20 protein-coding genes are annotated in these 19,491 nt (G+C 36.6%); all 20 read right to left on the bottom strand.

Annotated elements, in window-relative coordinates:
* Positions 1-17: 17 nt before the first annotated feature.
* The 20 genes from VPAR_RS04410 to rlmN all read right to left on the bottom strand — a co-directional run bounded on the left by VPAR_RS04410 (position 18) and on the right by rlmN (position 19,485).
* Positions 18-818: a class I SAM-dependent methyltransferase gene (locus tag VPAR_RS04410; protein ID WP_012864322.1), complete on the bottom strand. Its 801-nt coding sequence runs from the start codon at positions 816-818 to the stop codon at positions 18-20.
* A gap of 229 nt (positions 819-1,047) precedes the next feature.
* Positions 1,048-2,361, bottom strand: a complete 1,314-nt coding sequence (gene miaB, locus VPAR_RS04405; protein ID WP_012864321.1) for a tRNA (N6-isopentenyl adenosine(37)-C2)-methylthiotransferase MiaB — start codon at positions 2,359-2,361, stop codon at positions 1,048-1,050.
* Between the two features lie 8 nt (positions 2,362-2,369).
* Positions 2,370-3,245, bottom strand: coding sequence for an Asp23/Gls24 family envelope stress response protein (locus tag VPAR_RS04400; protein ID WP_004695710.1), 876 nt, complete (start codon positions 3,243-3,245; stop codon positions 2,370-2,372).
* A 15-nt stretch (positions 3,246-3,260) separates the two neighbouring features.
* Positions 3,261-4,088 carry a PHP domain-containing protein gene (locus VPAR_RS04395; protein WP_012864320.1) on the bottom strand — a complete coding sequence of 276 codons (828 nt, stop codon included), beginning with the start codon at positions 4,086-4,088 and terminating at the stop codon, positions 3,261-3,263.
* 116 nt (positions 4,089-4,204) lie between these two features.
* Positions 4,205-5,923 carry a proline--tRNA ligase gene (locus VPAR_RS04390; protein WP_012864319.1) on the bottom strand — a complete coding sequence of 573 codons (1,719 nt, stop codon included), beginning with the start codon at positions 5,921-5,923 and terminating at the stop codon, positions 4,205-4,207.
* Complete coding sequence (gene ispG, locus VPAR_RS04385; RefSeq protein ID WP_004695704.1) at positions 5,917-7,002, bottom strand: flavodoxin-dependent (E)-4-hydroxy-3-methylbut-2-enyl-diphosphate synthase; 1,086 nt, start codon at positions 7,000-7,002, stop codon at positions 5,917-5,919. The genes VPAR_RS04390 and ispG overlap by 7 nt, the downstream gene beginning before the upstream one ends.
* A gap of 18 nt (positions 7,003-7,020) precedes the next feature.
* Entirely contained in the window at positions 7,021-8,037 is a 1,017-nt protein-coding gene (rseP, locus tag VPAR_RS04380) for an RIP metalloprotease RseP (RefSeq protein WP_008600853.1), read from the bottom strand.
* An 8-nt stretch (positions 8,038-8,045) separates the two neighbouring features.
* On the bottom strand, positions 8,046-9,191 hold the full coding sequence (locus VPAR_RS04375; protein WP_012864318.1) for a 1-deoxy-D-xylulose-5-phosphate reductoisomerase: 1,146 nt from the start codon (positions 9,189-9,191) through the stop codon (positions 8,046-8,048).
* An 18-nt stretch (positions 9,192-9,209) separates the two neighbouring features.
* Positions 9,210-10,034: a phosphatidate cytidylyltransferase gene (locus VPAR_RS04370; protein WP_012864317.1), complete on the bottom strand. Its 825-nt coding sequence runs from the start codon at positions 10,032-10,034 to the stop codon at positions 9,210-9,212.
* A gap of 3 nt (positions 10,035-10,037) precedes the next feature.
* The gene (gene uppS / locus VPAR_RS04365) at positions 10,038-10,802 is read right to left on the bottom strand and encodes an undecaprenyl pyrophosphate synthase (protein WP_008713849.1); all 765 of its coding nucleotides are present in this window, start codon (positions 10,800-10,802) and stop codon (positions 10,038-10,040) included.
* Positions 10,783-11,034 carry a hypothetical protein gene (locus VPAR_RS04360; RefSeq protein ID WP_004697100.1) on the bottom strand — a complete coding sequence of 84 codons (252 nt, stop codon included), beginning with the start codon at positions 11,032-11,034 and terminating at the stop codon, positions 10,783-10,785. The genes uppS and VPAR_RS04360 overlap by 20 nt, the downstream gene beginning before the upstream one ends.
* Positions 11,034-11,594, bottom strand: coding sequence for a ribosome recycling factor (gene frr / locus VPAR_RS04355; protein ID WP_008713847.1), 561 nt, complete (start codon positions 11,592-11,594; stop codon positions 11,034-11,036). Before frr ends, VPAR_RS04360 begins: the two co-directional genes overlap by 1 nt.
* A 5-nt stretch (positions 11,595-11,599) precedes the next feature.
* A complete protein-coding gene (gene pyrH / locus VPAR_RS04350) occupies positions 11,600-12,325 on the bottom strand; it encodes a UMP kinase (RefSeq protein WP_008713845.1) in 726 nt (241 codons plus the stop codon).
* A 62-nt stretch (positions 12,326-12,387) separates the two neighbouring features.
* Entirely contained in the window at positions 12,388-13,068 is a 681-nt protein-coding gene (tsf, locus tag VPAR_RS04345; protein ID WP_004695689.1) for a translation elongation factor Ts, read from the bottom strand.
* 100 nt (positions 13,069-13,168) lie between these two features.
* Positions 13,169-14,014, bottom strand: coding sequence for a 30S ribosomal protein S2 (gene rpsB / locus VPAR_RS04340; protein WP_012864316.1), 846 nt, complete (start codon positions 14,012-14,014; stop codon positions 13,169-13,171).
* 253 nt (positions 14,015-14,267) lie between these two features.
* Positions 14,268-14,918: a ribulose-phosphate 3-epimerase gene (gene rpe, locus VPAR_RS04335; RefSeq protein WP_012864315.1), complete on the bottom strand. Its 651-nt coding sequence runs from the start codon at positions 14,916-14,918 to the stop codon at positions 14,268-14,270.
* A 1-nt stretch (position 14,919) separates the two neighbouring features.
* Positions 14,920-15,783 carry a ribosome small subunit-dependent GTPase A gene (rsgA, locus tag VPAR_RS04330; protein ID WP_012864314.1) on the bottom strand — a complete coding sequence of 288 codons (864 nt, stop codon included), beginning with the start codon at positions 15,781-15,783 and terminating at the stop codon, positions 14,920-14,922.
* An 8-nt stretch (positions 15,784-15,791) separates the two neighbouring features.
* On the bottom strand, positions 15,792-17,717 hold the full coding sequence (gene pknB / locus VPAR_RS04325; protein ID WP_042466902.1) for a Stk1 family PASTA domain-containing Ser/Thr kinase: 1,926 nt from the start codon (positions 17,715-17,717) through the stop codon (positions 15,792-15,794).
* A 27-nt stretch (positions 17,718-17,744) separates the two neighbouring features.
* Complete coding sequence (locus VPAR_RS04320) at positions 17,745-18,446, bottom strand: Stp1/IreP family PP2C-type Ser/Thr phosphatase (RefSeq protein WP_004697417.1); 702 nt, start codon at positions 18,444-18,446, stop codon at positions 17,745-17,747.
* Positions 18,439-19,485: a dual-specificity RNA methyltransferase RlmN gene (gene rlmN, locus VPAR_RS04315; RefSeq protein WP_012864312.1), complete on the bottom strand. Its 1,047-nt coding sequence runs from the start codon at positions 19,483-19,485 to the stop codon at positions 18,439-18,441. Before rlmN ends, VPAR_RS04320 begins: the two co-directional genes overlap by 8 nt.
* Positions 19,486-19,491: the final 6 nt, after the last annotated feature.

The following is a 19,491-nucleotide window of genomic DNA, read 5'->3' as shown; positions in this document are numbered from 1 at the left end:
ATATATTATGAGTCATATCACAGATTCCGCTTATATTCGTATATACCCATGCGGTTATTGAACAAATATATGAACGGATACAACAATTTATAAACAATAGGCGCTAAGGACAACATACTTCTTGTAAAATTAATCAGTCCAGTTTGTTTAAGTTTAGGATTCATAATTACAATTTCATGACCATCCTTAGTTCCCCATTGAAAAGTAACATCCATCTTACTGAGCATATCATGTTGTTTACTACGTTTTGCCACGTAAGGAGAAATCATATCAAGATATAAGGTAAATTCTTCAAAAGAATCAGTCAGTAAGCCTAAGAATTGCTTCATTTCATCCAGTGTAAGATACATAACTACCCCTTCACTAACAAGCAATAGTTTTCGGCCATTTATCTCAATATTTTTAGTCCACAATTCATCAGTTATAGAGCTCACTACGTTATGTACTCGTTCATGAGGCTCAAAAAATTGTGAACGTGCCTCAATCACTCCGGCAAAATCGATATTATACCAATCAATATAACCGTTGTCGACTCGATAAAACATAGTATCTAAACCAGCACCTAATGATACGACGATACAATCTGGATAAAGAGATATAAACTTTCGTATCTCATTATCGATAACTTTAGCCCGTCCTAAAATGCCATAATAGGACATCTTAACATCTTTAAATTGATCAAAATCATACTCAATCTGATTTATAATCTCCAAGGATTTTTTATCCTTCAAAACGGATTGTTCAGACTCGTAATCTTTCGCTCTCGCATATAGTGTCAATAATGCCGTTTCGCCTACAGCGTTTAAATCAAGTTTCATAGTTACACCTTCTTTGTAGAAATACAAAATGTAAATGGTGTTCATACCTATGAATGTCTTCAAAATACAACTTTTATATTATTCTATTATTATAACACATATGATTTCTAATCAGCATCTATGGTAAAAAAGAACATCGCCACCACATGTTTAGCAAACTAATTTTAGATAAAAAATCTAACCTTAGAGTTAACATAATAGTGACGAGTTCTTTTTTGATTCTAATAGTTTATTTTAAAATACTACCATAACAAACCCATGTTTGAGCTTTATCGATATGAGCTGGTACAGTTTGACCAATTGATAGGGAGTCATCCTTAGGGAATAAAACCATTTTATTACCAGATGTACGACCGAACCACATATCTTCATCACGAGGACTTGGTCCCTCTACAATAATATCAAATACTTGTCCTTCCATAGGTTTATTTAATTCATAAGAGATTTCATTTTGTACATCCATCAATGTTTGTAAGCGAACGCGCTTAATCTCTTCTGGAATTTGATCATCCATAGTTGCTGCTGGCGTTCCAGATCGCTTAGAGTAAATGAACGTATACGCCATGTCATAACGCACATCTTTTAATAATTGTAATGTAGCTTGGAAATCATCTTCGGTTTCTCCTGGGAAACCTACGATGATATCCGTAGTCACCACCACATCTTTTATTTTTTCACGGCAATAAGAAAGCAATTCTTTATAATGCTCTACCGTGTAATGACGATTCATTTTCTTTAAAATACGATTGGAACCAGATTGAATAGGTAAATGTAAATGCGTCACAATATTGGATGACCTACCAAGAGCATCAATCATAGACTTACTCATATCTTGAGGATGACTTGTCATATAGCGAATACGTTCTATACCAGGAATACCATCAAGAGCATCAACTAATGTACCAAAATCTGTACCATCTTTAAAATCTAGGCCATAAGAGTTTACATTTTGCCCCAATAAAGTGATCTCTTTAAATCCTTTAACCCCTAGGTCTGTAACCTCTTTAACAATGGCCTCTACAGGTCGGCTAATCTCTCTACCACGTACATGGGGAACAATACAATAGGTGCAAAATTTATTACAGCCATTCATAATAGGTACCCATGCATAAAAAGAGCCATTTGGTTTTGCCTCTAATTCAGGTAATACAGTGTTATCCATATCTACGCTGATTTGATGCGTATGTCCATGTTGTACTTCTTCAATCATCTCGTTAATATGTTGAATATTATGAGTGCCTAATACAATATCAATATGAGGAGCTCGTTTAAACATTTCTGCTTGATTTTTTTGAGCCATACATCCTGTGACGGCGATAATCAAGTTTTTATTATTACGTTTTAGTCTTTTTAGCTCACCTATACGCCCATAAACTTTAGTTTCTGCATTTTCACGCACTGCACAAGTATTTAGCAGAATTAAATCTGCAGTTTCAACATTCTCTGTTGGTATATACCCAACAGATTCCAGCTGATGCGATAATCGCTCAGAGTCGGCAGTATTCATTTGACAACCATAGGTGTAAATATAATAAGACTTCATTCTAACTCCTACACTTTAACAATCTTACGTTTTGTTTCAATAATATTCTTAACTTTAATAGACATGCGTTCAATAGACATGCCGGTAATATATTCAATTTCATTGCGAACAGATTTTTGTACCTGTTGCATCAACGGTTTAACAGGATATCCATGTTCAATAACTACAGCCATATCAACAACAAGACCGTTTTGACCTTTGTCGCTTTTTTTAAAAGAAATTATACTGGTCTCATCGACACCAGCTACTTTTTTTAACCCATTTCTAATCAATTTAATAATTACTTCATCGTCAAAAGTGAGTCGACCATAGTAGCTAAAAGCAGGACGTACAACAGAACGTTCAAATCCTTCAGAACCAATTTGACCTAAGGTATCTTGATCTTGTTTTTTCAAAGTCCTGCGGCGCCACATGGTTTTGATTGGATCGATCAAATACCCCCTAAAGTGTGGCTTTAATTCCATAGTCGGCACAGGAATTATATGTTTACCCTCTTTAAGACGTGCATGTTGTGCCTTTTCAATTTCCTTAGGTGTTGCAACATCTTCTATACGAATATATCGATCAGGTTCTTGTAAGCCTAAAGCTTTAGTAATCTTCTTAACCATATTATCAGAAGTGCCGATAATCATAAGCTTATTAGGTTTAATCTTATCTAATTGTTCTCGTACGGATTTAACTTGTACTTCGTCTTGAAAAATAGCACGACGAACAGCTTTTAAACGACTAGACTCTTTTTTTGCAGAAAAGCCAGCTACAATTTTATTATCATGAATCAAAATACCATCATCGATGATACATTCAATTTTATTTTCATGAGCAACTACGAGGGCACGATGACTTTTACCTGTGCCACTACTACCAACAAATGCAACGACTTCCATAGCCTACCTCGTCATTTATAACAAACTAATAAATTCTGATACATCCTTACCAGATACTAAGTAATCACCAAATCTATCAGGTTTCTTGCCTACAATACCATGGTAATCAGAACCACCAGTAATAAATAGCTTATGCTTTTTAGCGAATTCTTTATATCGCTCCACATCATCATCATTATGCTTTGAGTGATATACCTCCATACCATCAAAATCATAATCTAACATTTCCAACACATATTCATCACTGGTAACCAATTTAGGATGAGCCATAACAGCAAGTCCTCCAGCTTTATGTATAATATCAATAATATAAGGAACCTCTACTTTTACCTTAGGAACATAGCAAGGACTATTTTTTCGAAGAATACCTTTAAATACATCATTAATATCCTTGGCATAACCACCATCAATTAAAAGTTTACCAATATGTGGGCGACCATAAGCTTTAGTATCAGGAAATTGTTTAATGAGCTCTTCTTTTGTAATATAATATCCTTCATTGTTACAACGACGAATAATTTCATCGATACGTTCTTCACGTTTTCCTTTAAAAAACGTAATAAAATCGATTAAATCTTTATTATTTTCATCAAAACAATATCCTAAAATATGAATTGACTTATCTTTATAATCAGCACTAAATTCACAGCCATTTACGATTTTAATAGATTCATTAGGATCTAACTCTTTTTGAGCAACACGCAATGCTTGAAGACCGTCTATTTCATCATGATCGGTTAAAGCCATCATAGATACATTACAGTCTATGGCATGTTGCAATAGATCTTTAGGTGTTTCAACACCATCTGAAAAGATGGAATGCATATGAAAATCTACAAGCATATAGCACCTCCATTCCAAATATTCTATCATTTAATTATGACTTATTTAATCTATTAATTCAAGTTTAGAAAGAAAAATTGCGACCCTAATGAACTTTCACTAGAATCGCAATTCTATTATAAGTCTTGAAGCAATTCTGTTACTTTATCAGCTACAGAATCAATAGCACATGGAAGAGCTTCTCCAGACTTACGGATTTGAATTTCTACTTCGTTATTCTCAAGAGTATTTTTACTTACTGTAATGCGAAGTGGATAACCAATCAAATCAGCATCTTTGAACTTAACACCTGCACGATCTTTACGATCATCTAACAATACATCTACACCAGCATTTTGTAATGCAGTATAAATAGTTTGACTGGTAGCCATTAATGCTTCGTCTTTTGCATTAATTGGGACAATAACTGCTTCAAATGGAGCAATAGAACGTGGCCAAATAATACCATTTTCATCGTGATATTGCTCAATAGCAGCAGCTAGTGTACGAGATACACCGATACCATAGCAACCCATAATCATTGGATTAGGACGACCATTTTGATCTAAGAATGTAGCTTGTAATGCTTCAGAATACTTTGTACCCAATTTAAATACTTGACCCACTTCGATGCCTTTAGCATGTTCTAAAGCGCCACCACATTTAGGACACACATCGTCCTTCGTGATCAAACGAATTGGAGCAACAATAATGTCTTCTACATTAAAATCCCGTTTTGGATTGATATTAACATAATGAGCATCTTTTTTATTAGCACCACCACAAACATTGTAAGTTTCCATAACAGATTCATCAACAACGATAGCAAATTCATCTGTTTGTTGTAATCCTACAGGACTGATAAAGCCAGCTGTTAAACCTACTTTTTCCAATTCTTCAGGGGTAGCCATCTCAGGCTCTACAGAGCCAAGTACGGCATGTTGTACAGCGACTTCATTTACTTCATGGTCACCACGAACAATGGCTAATACCACTTTACCATCAATAGAAAATACCACCGCTTTAATAGTTTTATGTAATGGTAAATTTAACATGTCTGCCACAGCTTCAATAGAACTCGCATTTGGTGTATCCACAACAGATAACTCATGAAGAACTTCTTCGTCTTGCTTCATGATACCAGGCTTGCCGATTTCAATGTTAGCTGCATAATCACACTTAGTACAATATACGATATCAGCTTCACCAGCTTCAGCAATGGCCATGAACTCATGCGTACCACTACCACCGATGGCACCACTATCAGCCTCTACTGGGCGGAATGTAAGACCACAACGTGTAAAAATACGTGTATATGCATCGTACATAGATTTATAGGATTCATCTAAACCCGCTTCATCTATATCAAAAGAATAAGCATCTTTCATAATGAATTCACGGCTACGCATCAAGCCATAACGTGGACGGCGCTCATCACGGAATTTACTTTGAATTTGATATAAGTTGACTGGTAATTGACGATATGAGTTAATCTCATTTTTAACGAGGGTTGTAATCATCTCTTCATGTGTTGGTCCTAGACAAAACTCATTATCATGACGATCATTGATACGCATCATTTCTGCGCCATATGCATTCCAACGGCCAGACTCTTTCCAAATTTCTGCAGGCTGTAAAATTGGCATCATAATTTCTTGAGCACTAGCACGATCCATTTCTTCACGTACAATAGCTTCAATCTTTTTAATACTTTTCCAACCCAATGGTAAAAAACTATATAAACCATTTGCAGTTTTACGCATAAAACCAGCGCGAAGCATAAGCTGTTGGCTTACTACATCAGCGTCAGATGGAACCTCACGCAATGTAGGTGCATATAATTTAGTGGCTAACATAAAGACTCCTCATCTAAATTTTCTAAATATTGGTCAATTTCTCTAAACAATGTATCTACTAATTCAGCTTCTGGTACAGTCTTAATAACTTTCCCTTTACGGAAAATAATACCTTGACCATCACCACCAGCAATACCAAAGTCGGCCTCACGCGCTTCCCCTGGACCATTTACAACACACCCCATAACGGCAACCTTAATAGGCGCTTTTATGGATGCTAGACGTTCTTCTACAATACCAGCCATATCAAATAAATTTACTTGGCAACGACCACATGTAGGACAAGATATCATAGTGGCCCCAAAATTTCTTAATCCTAAGCTACTTAAAATACTTCTACCTACTTCAATTTCGTGAATTGGATCTCCAGTTAAGGATACCCGTAATGTATCACCAATGCCATCGAGCAATAATGCACCAATCCCCATAGCAGATTTAATAGTGCCTTGTTTAATAGTACCAGCTTCTGTTACACCTAAATGTAACGGATAAGGAATCTTATCAGATAACTTACGATATGCTTCCACCATTAGAGGTACTTCCGTTGCTTTAATGGATAATTTCATTTGACGATAATCGAGTTTTTCTAAAATTCTTACGTGTTCTAAAGCTGTTTCAACCATACCATCCGCTGTAGGATGTCCTCCATGAGCATCGAGAATATGCTTTGGTAAAGAGCCTGCATTAACACCAATGCGAATTGGGATTTGTTTAGGTTTTGCCTTTTCAATAACGGCTAAAACCTTATCTTCACCACCAATATTTCCTGGATTAATGCGCAATCCATCAACATTATTTTCAATAGCTTCTAAAGCTAATCTATAATCAAAGTGAATATCGGCGATCAAAGGAATTGAAATGCCCGCTCTAACAGCCTTTAAAGCCTTTGCAGATGCCATTGTAGGAACGGCGACACGAACCAGTTCACAACCAGCCTCTGCTAAATGATTAATTTCTGCAATTGCCTTCTCTGTATGTACTGGATCCGTAGTAATCATAGATTGAATACTTACCGGTGCATAATCGCCGATTTTAACTGTACCTACATAGATACCATTTGTTGGTTTACGTACAATCATTGTAATCTCCCATCTGTCTTATAGTAAACGGAAAATATCCTGCGTTGTTACATATAAGAATAATGCTACCATTAAGGCAACCCCAACCATTTGTATATACATAAGAGCTTTAGCAGGTAATCTACGGCCTGTTATAGCTTCCGCCAAGATAATAATCAAGTGACCACCATCTAAAACAGGTAATGGTAAAAGATTAATAACCCCTAAGTTAATACTAAGGAATGCAGCAAAACTTAATAGTGGTGCAAATCCTGATTGTGCAATAGTACCTGCCATTTGGGAAATTCCTACTGGACCAGATAATTCGGCTGCTTGTGTGCCACGAATCATATCGTAAATCCCACTGACCATAGCAACAATAGTTTGCCCCGTCCGACTAACAGCAAGGCTCAAAGATTCACCAATACTATAAGTTTCACGAGTAAAGCTAGGGTAGATGCCAATCTTAGGACTATCTTGTTCCATTTTAGGTATTACCGTAGTCTCTATAGTTTGTCCTTCACGCTCTACAACAACAGTTACACCATGGTTTGCTGTGCCTTGTAAGCTAGGACGAATATCATCCCAAGTACTAATTTTTTTACCATCAATCGTAATAATTCTATCGTTAGCTTCTAAATGAGCCTGTTCTGCAGAACTACCCGCAATAATGTTACCAATTACAGGTTCATTTGTATATGTAAGATTTCCTACAGTCACATTTAGGCCAAAGAAAAGTACAATGGCTAATATAAAGTTAAATACAGCCCCTGCAGAAATAACAATAAATTTTTTCCACGCAGGTTTATTATAAAAGGAGCGCTCATTAAGAGGCTCGTCAGGTGTCATACCAGCAATACGATTAAATCCTCCAAGAGGAATTATACGAATAGAATATAAAGTTTCCCCTTTTTGTACTTTAAATATGGCTGGACCAAAACCTATAGCAAATTCATCAACTTGCATACCTGACATCTTAGCTGTAATAAAATGGCCTAATTCATGAATAAACACAATTAAACCAAATACAAATATTGTGGCTAATGCCGTAATCATATATTCTCCTATAACATCAACGATGTTGCCTTTTCACGGGCCCATCTATCGATGGATAATAAATTATCTAATGTAAAATCATCTTCTGGTCCCATAGATTCAAGAACAGAAGTAACGACTTTATAAATATCACCAAAGGCGATTTTATCTTCTAAAAAGGCATATACTGCCGTTTCATTAGCTGCATTAAATACAGCAGGTTTAAATCCACTAGCACGTCCCACCTCATACGCAAGTCGAAGTGCAGGAAAATCGTCATACCGTGGAGGTAAAAACTCCAAATGTAGTGCTTGACTAAAATCAAGATGATTCATACTTAAAACTTCACGTTTGGGATACGTCAAAGCATATTGAATGGGCTCGCGCATATCTGGATTACCCATTTGCGCTAATATCGCACCATCCTTCATACGTATCATAGAATGAACAATACTTTGAGGATGTACTACTACATCAATATGATCAAAATCAAAACCAAATAACCAATGAGCTTCTATTACCTCTAAGCCTTTATTGAATAAAGAGGCAGAGTCTATAGTTATTTTATTACCCATATTCCAGGTAGGATGTCGCAAACAATCTGCAGCAGTTGCAGTTTGAATTTTACTAGAATCCCATGTGCGTAAAGGTCCACCAGAAGCAGTGACAATTAAAGAATCAACATTATCACGTTTCTGTCCTTCTAAGCACTGAAATATAGCACTATGTTCACTATCGATAGGTAGGATTTGCACGCCATGTTCTTTAGCTAAAGCCGTAATTAATGGACCTCCAGCAACAAGAGTTTCTTTATTAGCAAGACCTATAGTTTTCCCTTGTTTTATAGCTTCCACTGTAGGCTCAATTCCCGCAGCACCTACAATAGCAGTAACAATCATTGTTGCTTCTTGAATTGTAGCTGCTGCAATGAGGGCTTCCTTACCACCTATCAATTTTGTAGGACCTGTATAGCGTGCTTGTAATTCTTTGAAAGCACCTTCATCTACAAGACCAGCCACCAAAGGTTTATATTCTTTAATCTGATGTTCTAAGAGGTCAATATTATGATGTGCCACTAAGGCAAGCACCTTGAATTGATCTGGATGTTGAGACACCACATCAAGCGTCTGTGTACCGATTGAGCCAGTACTGCCGATAATACTTAGGTATTTCATAAGTGTACCTCTATAAAATTAGTACGAAAATAGCAATATATATACTAATGTAATGGGAGCCGCAAATAATAAACTATCAAAGCGATCCAATACACCGCCATGACCTGGTAATAATGTACCAGAATCTTTTACATTACATAGTCGTTTAATCTTTGATTCAAACAAATCACCTAATGGTGCTAATATACCGCTAATCATACCTACATGGATTCCCATCCACCAAGGAATGCCAACGATATACGAAAATACTGCACCTGTAAGGATACAGCCGATAAATCCACCAATAAAACCTTCTAGTGTTTTATTAGGACTAATGGATGGTACTATTTTACGTTTACCAAAAGCTCGACCTGAAAAGTATGCAAAGGTATCGCTAGCCCAAGTAGTAAACAATAATAACCAAAGTGTAATAGTGCCCCAGTTATATAGTTCAAAAGGCATTGATAAATCCATGTAAATTGAGTCATGACGAATCAAGAGTAATGAAGTCATACCCATACCAATATATAATAAACCAAATACACTAAAGGATACACTAGACATCGAGTACTTACTTTCACCAAATGTACACAACATATAATTGGCAAATAAACTTAATACTAAAATAGCTATAGCTATAATATACTGATGACATGCAAGAGCAATCATTAGCAATAAAATACTAATATATCCCCATATAATGGATATCCGAACACGTTTAGCTTTACCAAGTAATACAAACTCACGCCACCCTAATAAAGCTAAAAGTGTAATTAGCACATCATATACTAATCCACCAAATGTAATGGCCCCTAAGGCAATAATAAAACCAATAACAGCGGTAATAACACGTGTTTTTAACATTTTTTATTCCTCATCACATAAGCCACCAAATCGGCGTTCTCGTTTCTGATATGCCGCCACAGCTTCAAGTAAAGTTTCCTTAGTAAAATCTGGCCAATGCAAATCGGTAAACCAAAATTCAGCATACGCTAGTTGCCATAACAAAAAATTACTAATTCTAAAATCACTACTAGGACGAATTAATAAATCTACATCACTAAACTCTTTAGTGAATAATTGAGAACTTACATATTCTTCAGTAATTTTGTCCATTGTAATAACGCCATCCGCAACGGATTTTACAATGTCGCGGATAGTTCTAACTATTTCATCACGCCCACCATAGTTAATCGCTAACTGTAATGTGAGGCCTGTATTATTCTGAGTTAATAATTCTGCATCTTGAATGATTTTTTGTAGGTTTTCTGAAAGCCCTCCAATAAAACCAATAAATCGAATGCGTACATTATGTTCATGCATATACTTAACATTATTATTTAAGTATTCTTTTATAAGAGACATAAGTAAAGAAACTTCCTGTTCAGGACGTTTCCAGTTCTCCGTGGAGAAACCATATACCGTAAGAGCTCTAATTCCGATCTCATCTGCGGCCATAACAATTTCTTTTAATACATCTGCACCAGCACGATGCCCCATGGAGCGCGGCATGCCTCTGCGTTTAGCCCATCGTCCATTACCATCCATAATAATAGCAACATGTTGTGGAATTATATTACGATCAATGACAGGCGTATCAGAACGTTTACGGTTAAATAATTTCTTTAGCATAGTCTACCTCGATAGAATTTCCGAAGTCGCTGGCAATCATTGGTCTATATAGTAGTATATGTAAGCACTCATCAACCTTTGTAATACGTGCCACATAAAATCCTTTATCTGAAATTTCAAAGAAGCGATTAAAGGATCCACCAATCATTACCTTAAAAGGAATGTGGGCAGCCTGCAAACGAGACTTTGCAAGCTGCCATGGTATTCCAATAAGGCTATTAGAATCAAACATTATACTTCTAATACGTCCTTTTCTTTTACTACTTTTAACTCATCGATTTGCTTAACTTTAGCATCGGTAAGCTTTTGGATTTGATCTAAACCGTCTTTAGCATCATCTTCAGTAATCGTTTTAGCTTTCTCTTCTTTTTTTAATGCTTCATTTACATCGCGACGAATGTTGCGCACTGCAACTTTTGCATCTTCAGCCTTTTTATGAACTACTTTAACGATTTCTTTACGACGTTCCTCAGTTAATTGAGGAATACTTAAACGAATTTGTGCACCATCATTACCAGGGTTCAAACCTAAATCAGATTGTAAAATTGCTTTTTCAATAGCACCAATCATTGTTTTATCCCAAGGTGCAATCACAATCATGCGAGGTTCAGGCACGGAGATATTCGCAACTTGATTAATGGGTGATGGACTTCCATAGTAATCAACCATTACTTTATCAAGTAGTGCTACACTAGCACGGCCTGTACGAATAGATGCGAATTCATGTTTTAAAGCCTCAATAGACTTATTCATGCGGTCTTCTGCTTGTTGTAACAATTCTTTAATTTCCATATGAATTATTCTCCTCGAACAATGGTCCCTATTTCTTCACCTTTAGCAGCTTTTGTAATATTACCAGGAATATCCATGCTAAATACAATAATAGGAATATTGTTATCTTTACATAAAGTTGTAGATGTAGCATCCATTACTTTTAATTCTTTTGTGATAATCTCGTTATATGTTAATTCATCAAATTTAACAGCATTAGGATTTGTCTTAGGGTCAGAATCATATACGCCATCTGCAAATTTCTTTGCCATTAAAATAGCATCGGCTTCAATTTCAGCGGCCCGTAATGCAGCTGTTGTATCTGTAGAGAAGTAAGGTTTACCAAGGCCAGCACCGAAGATAACGATACGTTTTTTTTCTAAATGACGAATAGCGCGACGACGAATATAAGGTTCTGCAATTTCTTGCATTTCAATAGCTGTTTGAACACGTGTATCTACACCAGCTTGCTCTAATGCATCTTGCAATGCTAAGGAGTTCATCACTGTTGCTAGCATCCCCATATAGTCAGCAGTAGCACGATCCATACCTTGATTGCTACCAGCTAAACCTCTCCATAGGTTACCGCCACCAACAACAATCGCGATTTCTAAATCAGTGGATTTTGCTAAAGCAGCAATTTCTTTTGCAAATTCTTCGACAACATCAGGATTAATACCAAAACCTTGTTCACCTGCTAATGCTTCACCACTCAACTTTAAAACAATACGTCGAAACTTTCTTTTTGCCATATTTTTACTCCTCTATTGCAAAATAAGAGAACACTGTACGGTGTTCTCTTATTGTTTATTAATTATTTACCAACAGATGCCATTACTTCTGCTACGAAGTCATCTTGGCGTTTTTCAATGCCTTCACCTAAACCATAGCGAACAAAACGACGTACGTTGATGTTTTCACCGATTTTTGCAATACTTTCATTAATGATGTCTGTAACAGTTTTATCGCCATCTTTAATGAATACTTGTTCTAATAGGCAATTTTCTTTATAGAATTTTTCAATACGACCTGCAACCATTTTTTCTAAAACAGCTTCAGGTTTTGGTTTACGACCAGCTTTAACGTCTTCTTCAGCTTCTACTTTAGCTTGTTCCAATAATACTTGTTTTTCGTGTTCAATGACTTCAGTAGGAACTTCTTCACGGTTCAAGTATGTAGGATTTACAGCTGCAATTTGCATTGCGATGTCGCGTGCTAAATTTTGGAAATCATCAGTTTTTGCAACGAAGTCAGTTTCACAGTTAACTTCCACTAAAACACCGATACGACCACCAGCATGAATGTAGGATTGTACTACACCTTCAGCTGCAATACGACCTGCTTTTTTAGCTGCCGCAGCCAAACCTTTTTCACGAAGAAGGTCAACCGCTTTATCGATATTACCATCAGTCTCAACCAATGCTTTTTTAGCGTCCATCATACCTGCGCCAGTCATGTCGCGCAATTCTTTTACCAAAGCAGCAGTAATTGCCATTATTATGTTCCTCCTAGTATTAATTAAGGTAAGGATATAGTCCTTACCCCAATTATATATGTTATAGATTTATCTTTCAAATGCTAATCAAATATATTAATTAAGCACGACCATCTTGAACCATTTGAGCAGAATCTGCAACCATATGATCTACAGCTTTTTGCGCTTTAACACTCATGCCTTCTTCCGCTTCACGTTTTGCATACGCAACATCAACAACTTTATTTGTACCAGCTTTCACGGCCACATTTTCTTCGAAGGATTCGCCTTGACGACCTTCAAGAACAGCGTCAGCCATTTTACCAGCCAACAATTTAACAGCGCGAATAGCGTCATCATTTGCTGGGATTGGGAAATCAACTTCGTCTGGGTCGCAGTTAGTGTCAACTGTTGCAACTACAGGAATACCCAATTTTTTAGCTTCTGCAATAGCGATTTTTTCTTTTTTAGGATCTACTACGAAAAGAGCGCCTGGCATTTTAGGCATATCTTTGATACCGCCAAGGTATTTTTCCAATTTATCCATTTCATGACGAAGACCGATAACTTCTTTTTTAGGCAATACTTCGAAAGTACCGTCTTCTGCCATAGCTTCCAATTGTTTTAAACGTTTAATACGAGTTTCAATTGTTTTGAAGTTAGTCAACATACCGCCCAACCAACGTTCGTTAACGAAGAACATGTTAGCACGGATAGCTTCTTCTTTAATAGCTTCTTGAGCTTGTTTTTTAGTACCTACGAACAAGATTACTTCGCCTTGGGAAGCAACTTCACGCAAGAAATTGTAAGCTTCTTCTACTTTTTTAACTGTTTTAGACAAATCAATGATATAAATACCATTGCGTTCAGTGAAGATGAATTTCGCCATTTTAGGGTTCCATCTTCTAGTCTGATGACCAAAGTGTACACCAGCCTCTAATAATTGTTTCATTGATACTACTGCCATTGTGGCACCTCCTGTTAATTAACCTCCGCCGCTTCATCCTTCGGGTCACCCAAAATTAGGCACAGTACCGAAGTCCACTGACGTGCATATTTTTCATACCTAATAATTCTAACAAAAAATCATGGCAAAAGCAAGCAAGGAGTGAGGAATTCTTTAAGTATTCCTCACTCCTTATTTTAAATACATTCTCTTTCTTATTGATGTACGATCTTATGTTCAAATTTGAATTATAGAATATTATGAAAATATTTATTTAATTATTGCGAATGGATTCAATCATACTTGCACGATCTTCAACACCAAATACTGCAGAACCAGCAACTAAAACTGTAGCCCCTGCCCTTTTAATCGGTACACAAGTAATATCGTTAATACCACCGTCCACCTCAATGACTGCCGTTGAATTGTCTACTTCTTCTAACAATATCTTAGCTTGTTTAACTTTTTTTATGGCATTCTTAATAAAAGATTGTCCTCCAAATCCTGGATTCACAGACATAATTAAAATCATATCTAAATCTGCAGCTACATCTTCTAGTAGAGATACAGGTGTACTAGGATTCAATGCTACACCAGCCTTCATCCCACACTGCTTGATATGTTGAATCAAACGATGCATATGAGGTACAGTTTCTTGATGAAAAGTAAAATATTCTACACCAATTTTTGCAAATTCTTCTACATAATCACCAGGATTAGTAACCATCAAATGCACATCAAATGGTAATTTTGTATATGGACGAATGGCTTTCACAATGGGAGCACCAAAGGTTAGATTAGGAACAAAGTGTCCATCCATGATGTCGATATGTAATAAATCAGCCCCCGCTGCTTCAATAGATTTTAATTCCTCGCTTAACACCGCAAAATTTGCGGAAAGCATAGATGGTGCAATTTTTATCATATTAAAACCTCTTTCGTTGACTTTCTATATCATTACGTATAGACATATAAGCATCATATCGTCCTTGATGAATATGACCAGCTTCTAGAGCAGCTTTAATCCCACAAATGGGTTCATGTTCATGATAGCAAGGACTAAATTTACAAGTATCAACATATTCACCAAATTCTGGGAATAATGTAGGCAATCTTTCAAGGGAAACATCATTAAATTCAATAGCACTAAATCCAGGTGTATCCATGATAAAAGAATCTGCATCTAAACTATATAAAGAAGCGTGACGAGTGGTGTGTTTGCCACGTTTAATCTTATCACTTACCTCCCCAGTCTGGAAGGCGAATTTTGGGTCTACTGCATTTAAAAGACTACTCTTACCAACACCAGATGGACCTGCAAAAGCTGTTACCTTATGTTGAAGCACATGACGTAAATCATCGATGCCTGTCATATTATATGTGGATGTCATCAAAACCTTATAACCAATTGATTTATAAAGATCAACCATAGTTTCCGTCTCTGAATCCATCAGGTCACATTTATTGATACATAGCACGATAGGTATATCCGCATGTTCAATCATAACGAGCATTTTATTAAGTAATAGCTCATTAATATCTGGTTCATGGGCAGCCACAACTAATACAACTTGGTCAATATTAGCTACTGCTGGACGTACCATCGAATTATGACGTCCATGGATGGATTCAACGAACCCATCCTCCGAAATCGTAACGCGGTCACCCACAAGTAAACTATAACGACCTTTCTTAAGTCTGCCACGAACCTTACATTCATGAATGGTGCCCGTATCATCTTGTACATAAAAGTACCCATTCATATTTTTGACAACAATGCCTGTAATCATAGTACCTCTTATAATGCAGTTTCTTGCACTAATGCACCATTGAGGTATACCTCAATACGTACATTACCTACACCGGACACTTTTCGAACAATACGATCTCCAGGTTTATTGGTATCATCATAAATTACTGCGGAACCTTCATCATCTTTTACGACAATTTTAAGTTCTTGATTTTTAGAACCAGCTGGTACAGTAACATCTATAGTACCAGTTGTTTTATTACCACTGTTTCCATCTTTTTTATCAGATTTCTTTTTATCATCTTTGAACTCAGTCGTAAGATTTAATGTGGAGCCTTCGTCAATTTCATCGCCAGCTTTAATGCTTTGCTCTATAACCACAGATTTTTCTTCCACAGATCCAGATACTTGGTTTACACCTAGTTGAATATTACTCAATGTATCACGAGCATCTTTTAATGTCATACCAACAAGATTAGGTACTTTGACTTTCTTAGCCTTCGCTTTATTTACAACGAGATCAATTGTTGTCCCTTTAGACACTTTAGAATCTCCGGAAGGACTCTGAGCAATGATTACACCATCTTTTTTACCATCTACAGATTGCTGTGTTATTTTCCCCACAACTAAACCTAAATCTTTAAGTCGTTGACGGGCTTGATCCACAGTTAAATCAGTTAAATCTGGCACCGTAATATCGCCTACACCTTTAGAAACCACAAGATGGATTGTTCGTTGCTCTTTAACCTTCTCTCCAGCTCCAGGAGTTTGAGAAATAACTTGACCAGCTGGCACATCTGGATTTGTGACTTCACTTGTAGACACACGCAAATGTTTATCTTCTAAGATATTTTTTGCTACAGAAACTTGTTTGCCTACCACATTAGGTACATCTACTGTTGTATTACTCCAGAAATTACCGTAGCTTAAGAAAGCACCTAAAAATGCTACTAAGAAAATGACAGCAGCACCTAGAACGATGTATTTTTGTGGAATCGATGCAATTTTACTTAACATACTCTTCTTTTTACCCTCTTCTTTTCGTTCTTCTTGAATCGTACTAAGATCTTCAAGTGCTTCAGGATCAACAGCAGGAATCATTTGTGTAGCAAAGTCATATGGTTCATGACGTTGTGTTTTGCCCATCGTAAAACCTTGAGATAATCGCAAATCACTGATCATATCAGAGATAGAATCAAATCGATCAGCAGGATTTTTAGATAATGCTTTCATAACAACAGCTTCTAAAAGCGGAGGAATTGATGGATTATATCGTGTTGGAGGTTCTACCTTCTCACGAACATGTTTTAATGCTACCGCAATTGGCGTTTCCCCTTCAAATGGTACACGACCTGTAAGCATTTCATACAATACGACACCCAGAGAATAGATATCTGTATTGCCGTCTACCGGTTTACCACTAGCTTGCTCTGGTGATAAATAGTGTGCTGAACCCAAAATCGAATTCGTATACATAACTGTGTTAGTTGCATTTATTGCACGAGCAATACCAAAGTCAGTTACTTTAACGCGCCCCGTATTGGTAATAATAACATTATGTGGCTTTATATCACAATGAACAATGCCCATTGTATGCGCGTGTTCTAAGCCTTCAGCTATGGCGATAGTAAATTTAACAGCCTCATCTATGGACAGTCTTCCATGACGAGTTATATATTTTTTTAAGGTTTCACCATCTACATATTCCATGACAATGTAATGTAGATTTTGATCAAAACCTACATCATACATATTTACAATATTTGGATGATTTAATTTACCTGCCGCTTGTGCTTCTCGTTTAAATCGAGTCACAAATTCGTCATCATTTGCAAAATTAGCATGCAATACTTTTATTGCTACTTGTCTACCTAGTAAGGTATCTTCTCCAAGGTATACATCAGCCATTCCACCAACGCCAATTTTATCAACAATTCGGTAGCGGTTATCTAGAAGTATGCCTTTTATATTCATAGTACTCATTATTTCTCCATTTCTAGATTAGATTGTTCCCACCACAATGGTCACATTATCTCCTGCTCCGACTTCATATACAGCTTCCATCAATGATTCAATAACCAACATATCATCATCCGTTGATTGTAATGCAGAGGCAATTACATCATCGGATACATAGCCACTTAATCCATCAGTGCAAAGTAAAATACGATCACCGGGAAGAATAGATTCTACGCCACTATCAACCTCTAAGATTTCATCAACACCAACTGCGCGAGTTAATAAATTCCGTTGAGGGTGATTTAGCATTTCATCCTTTGTAATCTCTCCAGCTGTTAATAATTCTTGTACCATAGAATGATCCGTAGTAATTTGTCGTAAATGACCATCTCTATATACATACAAACGACTATCACCAACACTTGCCCAGTAAAGTTGATTACCATTTATAGCTGTAACTACAGCGGTAGTACCCATACCAGCAAGACGTTCTTCACAAGCAACGCGATTTACAATACGTTGATTAGCGTGAATAATAGCATCACATAAGTCTTGTTGACCTATCGTTTCAAGGGAGGACAAATATTCTTTTATTTCATCTACAGCATAGGTACTTGCAATTTCACCACCGCTATAACCACCCATGCCATCAGTAACAGCACAAATATGGCCATCAATGAAGAAACGGTCCTCGTTACGCTGGCGCACAAGCCCAATTTTACTTAAACCAACAAAATTATTCATGATTCTCCTTTTTCCGACCATGAGCAGCCTTTAACTGCCCACATGCGGCTTGGATTGCATCGCCCATTTCCTTTCGTACCGTTACTGATACACCATAGGAACTGACGATGTCTTTAAATGTATTCATATTCGTAATAGATGGTTTATATAATTCAATATGTTCATTGCCATTAACTGGGATCAAGTTAACATGACAATTTGGGAAATCTTTACAGATTTTCCCCAAAGCATGAGCCTCATCCATAGATGCATTTACAGAATCTATAAGAATATACTCAAAGGTAACACGACGCTGTGTCGTATTATAATAGTATTTTACCGCATCTAAGACTTCCGTCAATTCATAACGTGCCCCAACGGGCATAATACTACGACGAACTTCATTATTTGTAGCATGTAATGAAAGTGCTAAGGTTATTGGCAAAGCTTCATCAGCTAATTTATAAATATTAGGAACCCAACCACAAGTGGAAATCGTCATCTTACGATAACTAATATTACAAATCATAGGATCATGTAGTAGTTGTAATGCTTGTAATACATTATCATAATTTTGTAACGGCTCCCCTGCGCCCATAACGACAACAGAATGTATTTCCTCTTTAGTAAGAGCCCCAAATATGACAACTTGTCCAATAATCTCAGCGACTGTTAAATCTCTGTATAAGCCACCTTGTGTAGAAGCACAGAATACACATCCCATAGCACACCCCACTTGAGAGGAAACACATACAGAATACCCATAGTGTTGCTCCATCAAAACTGCTTCCACACGACTTTGATCTGTCATCTCTACAAGAATTTTGCGAGTCTTTCCATCAGGAGCAATAGACTCTGTAATTAATGTAGGTAAAGAAATAACACAATTATCATTTAGCCATTGACGCAAGTCTTTCGGAAATTGTGTCATGTCTTCAAAATCAAAAATATATCTATGATAGATATAGTCAAATAACTGTTTCGCTCGAAACTTTTGTATATTATGGGTCTTAAAGATAGATTGTAATTCTTCTAAAGACTTACCCAATAATTCTATCATGGTGCT

The organism is Veillonella parvula DSM 2008 (assembly GCF_000024945.1).
Taxonomy (GTDB): Bacteria; Bacillota; Negativicutes; order Veillonellales; family Veillonellaceae; genus Veillonella; species Veillonella parvula.
This window is presented reverse-complemented; position numbering and strand designations above follow the sequence as displayed.

Excerpts from the sequence above, each read along its gene's own strand:
- VPAR_RS04410 (WP_012864322.1), bottom strand. The coding sequence starts at position 818 with ATGAAACTTGATTTAAACGCTGTAGGCGAAACGGCATTATTGACACTA.
- miaB (WP_012864321.1), bottom strand. The coding sequence starts at position 2,361 with ATGAAGTCTTATTATATTTACACCTATGGTTGTCAAATGAATACTGCC.
- VPAR_RS04400 (WP_004695710.1), bottom strand. The coding sequence starts at position 3,245 with ATGGAAGTCGTTGCATTTGTTGGTAGTAGTGGCACAGGTAAAAGTCAT.
- VPAR_RS04395 (WP_012864320.1), bottom strand. The coding sequence starts at position 4,088 with ATGCTTGTAGATTTTCATATGCATTCCATCTTTTCAGATGGTGTTGAA.
- VPAR_RS04390 (WP_012864319.1), bottom strand. The coding sequence starts at position 5,923 with ATGTTAGCCACTAAATTATATGCACCTACATTGCGTGAGGTTCCATCT.
- ispG (WP_004695704.1), bottom strand. The coding sequence starts at position 7,002 with ATGATTGTACGTAAACCAACAAATGGTATCTATGTAGGTACAGTTAAA.
- rseP (WP_008600853.1), bottom strand. The coding sequence starts at position 8,037 with ATGATTACGGCATTAGCCACAATATTTGTATTTGGTTTAATTGTGTTT.
- VPAR_RS04375 (WP_012864318.1), bottom strand. The coding sequence starts at position 9,191 with ATGAAATACCTAAGTATTATCGGCAGTACTGGCTCAATCGGTACACAG.
- VPAR_RS04370 (WP_012864317.1), bottom strand. The coding sequence starts at position 10,034 with ATGTTAAAAACACGTGTTATTACCGCTGTTATTGGTTTTATTATTGCC.
- uppS (WP_008713849.1), bottom strand. The coding sequence starts at position 10,802 with ATGCTAAAGAAATTATTTAACCGTAAACGTTCTGATACGCCTGTCATT.
- VPAR_RS04360 (WP_004697100.1), bottom strand. The coding sequence starts at position 11,034 with ATGTTTGATTCTAATAGCCTTATTGGAATACCATGGCAGCTTGCAAAG.
- frr (WP_008713847.1), bottom strand. The coding sequence starts at position 11,594 with ATGGAAATTAAAGAATTGTTACAACAAGCAGAAGACCGCATGAATAAG.
- pyrH (WP_008713845.1), bottom strand. The coding sequence starts at position 12,325 with ATGGCAAAAAGAAAGTTTCGACGTATTGTTTTAAAGTTGAGTGGTGAA.
- tsf (WP_004695689.1), bottom strand. The coding sequence starts at position 13,068 with ATGGCAATTACTGCTGCTTTGGTAAAAGAATTGCGCGACATGACTGGC.
- rpsB (WP_012864316.1), bottom strand. The coding sequence starts at position 14,014 with ATGGCAGTAGTATCAATGAAACAATTATTAGAGGCTGGTGTACACTTT.
- rpe (WP_012864315.1), bottom strand. The coding sequence starts at position 14,918 with ATGATAAAAATTGCACCATCTATGCTTTCCGCAAATTTTGCGGTGTTA.
- rsgA (WP_012864314.1), bottom strand. The coding sequence starts at position 15,783 with ATGATTACAGGCATTGTTGTCAAAAATATGAATGGGTACTTTTATGTA.
- pknB (WP_042466902.1), bottom strand. The coding sequence starts at position 17,717 with ATGAATATAAAAGGCATACTTCTAGATAACCGCTACCGAATTGTTGAT.
- VPAR_RS04320 (WP_004697417.1), bottom strand. The coding sequence starts at position 18,446 with ATGAATAATTTTGTTGGTTTAAGTAAAATTGGGCTTGTGCGCCAGCGT.
- rlmN (WP_012864312.1), bottom strand. The coding sequence starts at position 19,485 with ATGATAGAATTATTGGGTAAGTCTTTAGAAGAATTACAATCTATCTTT.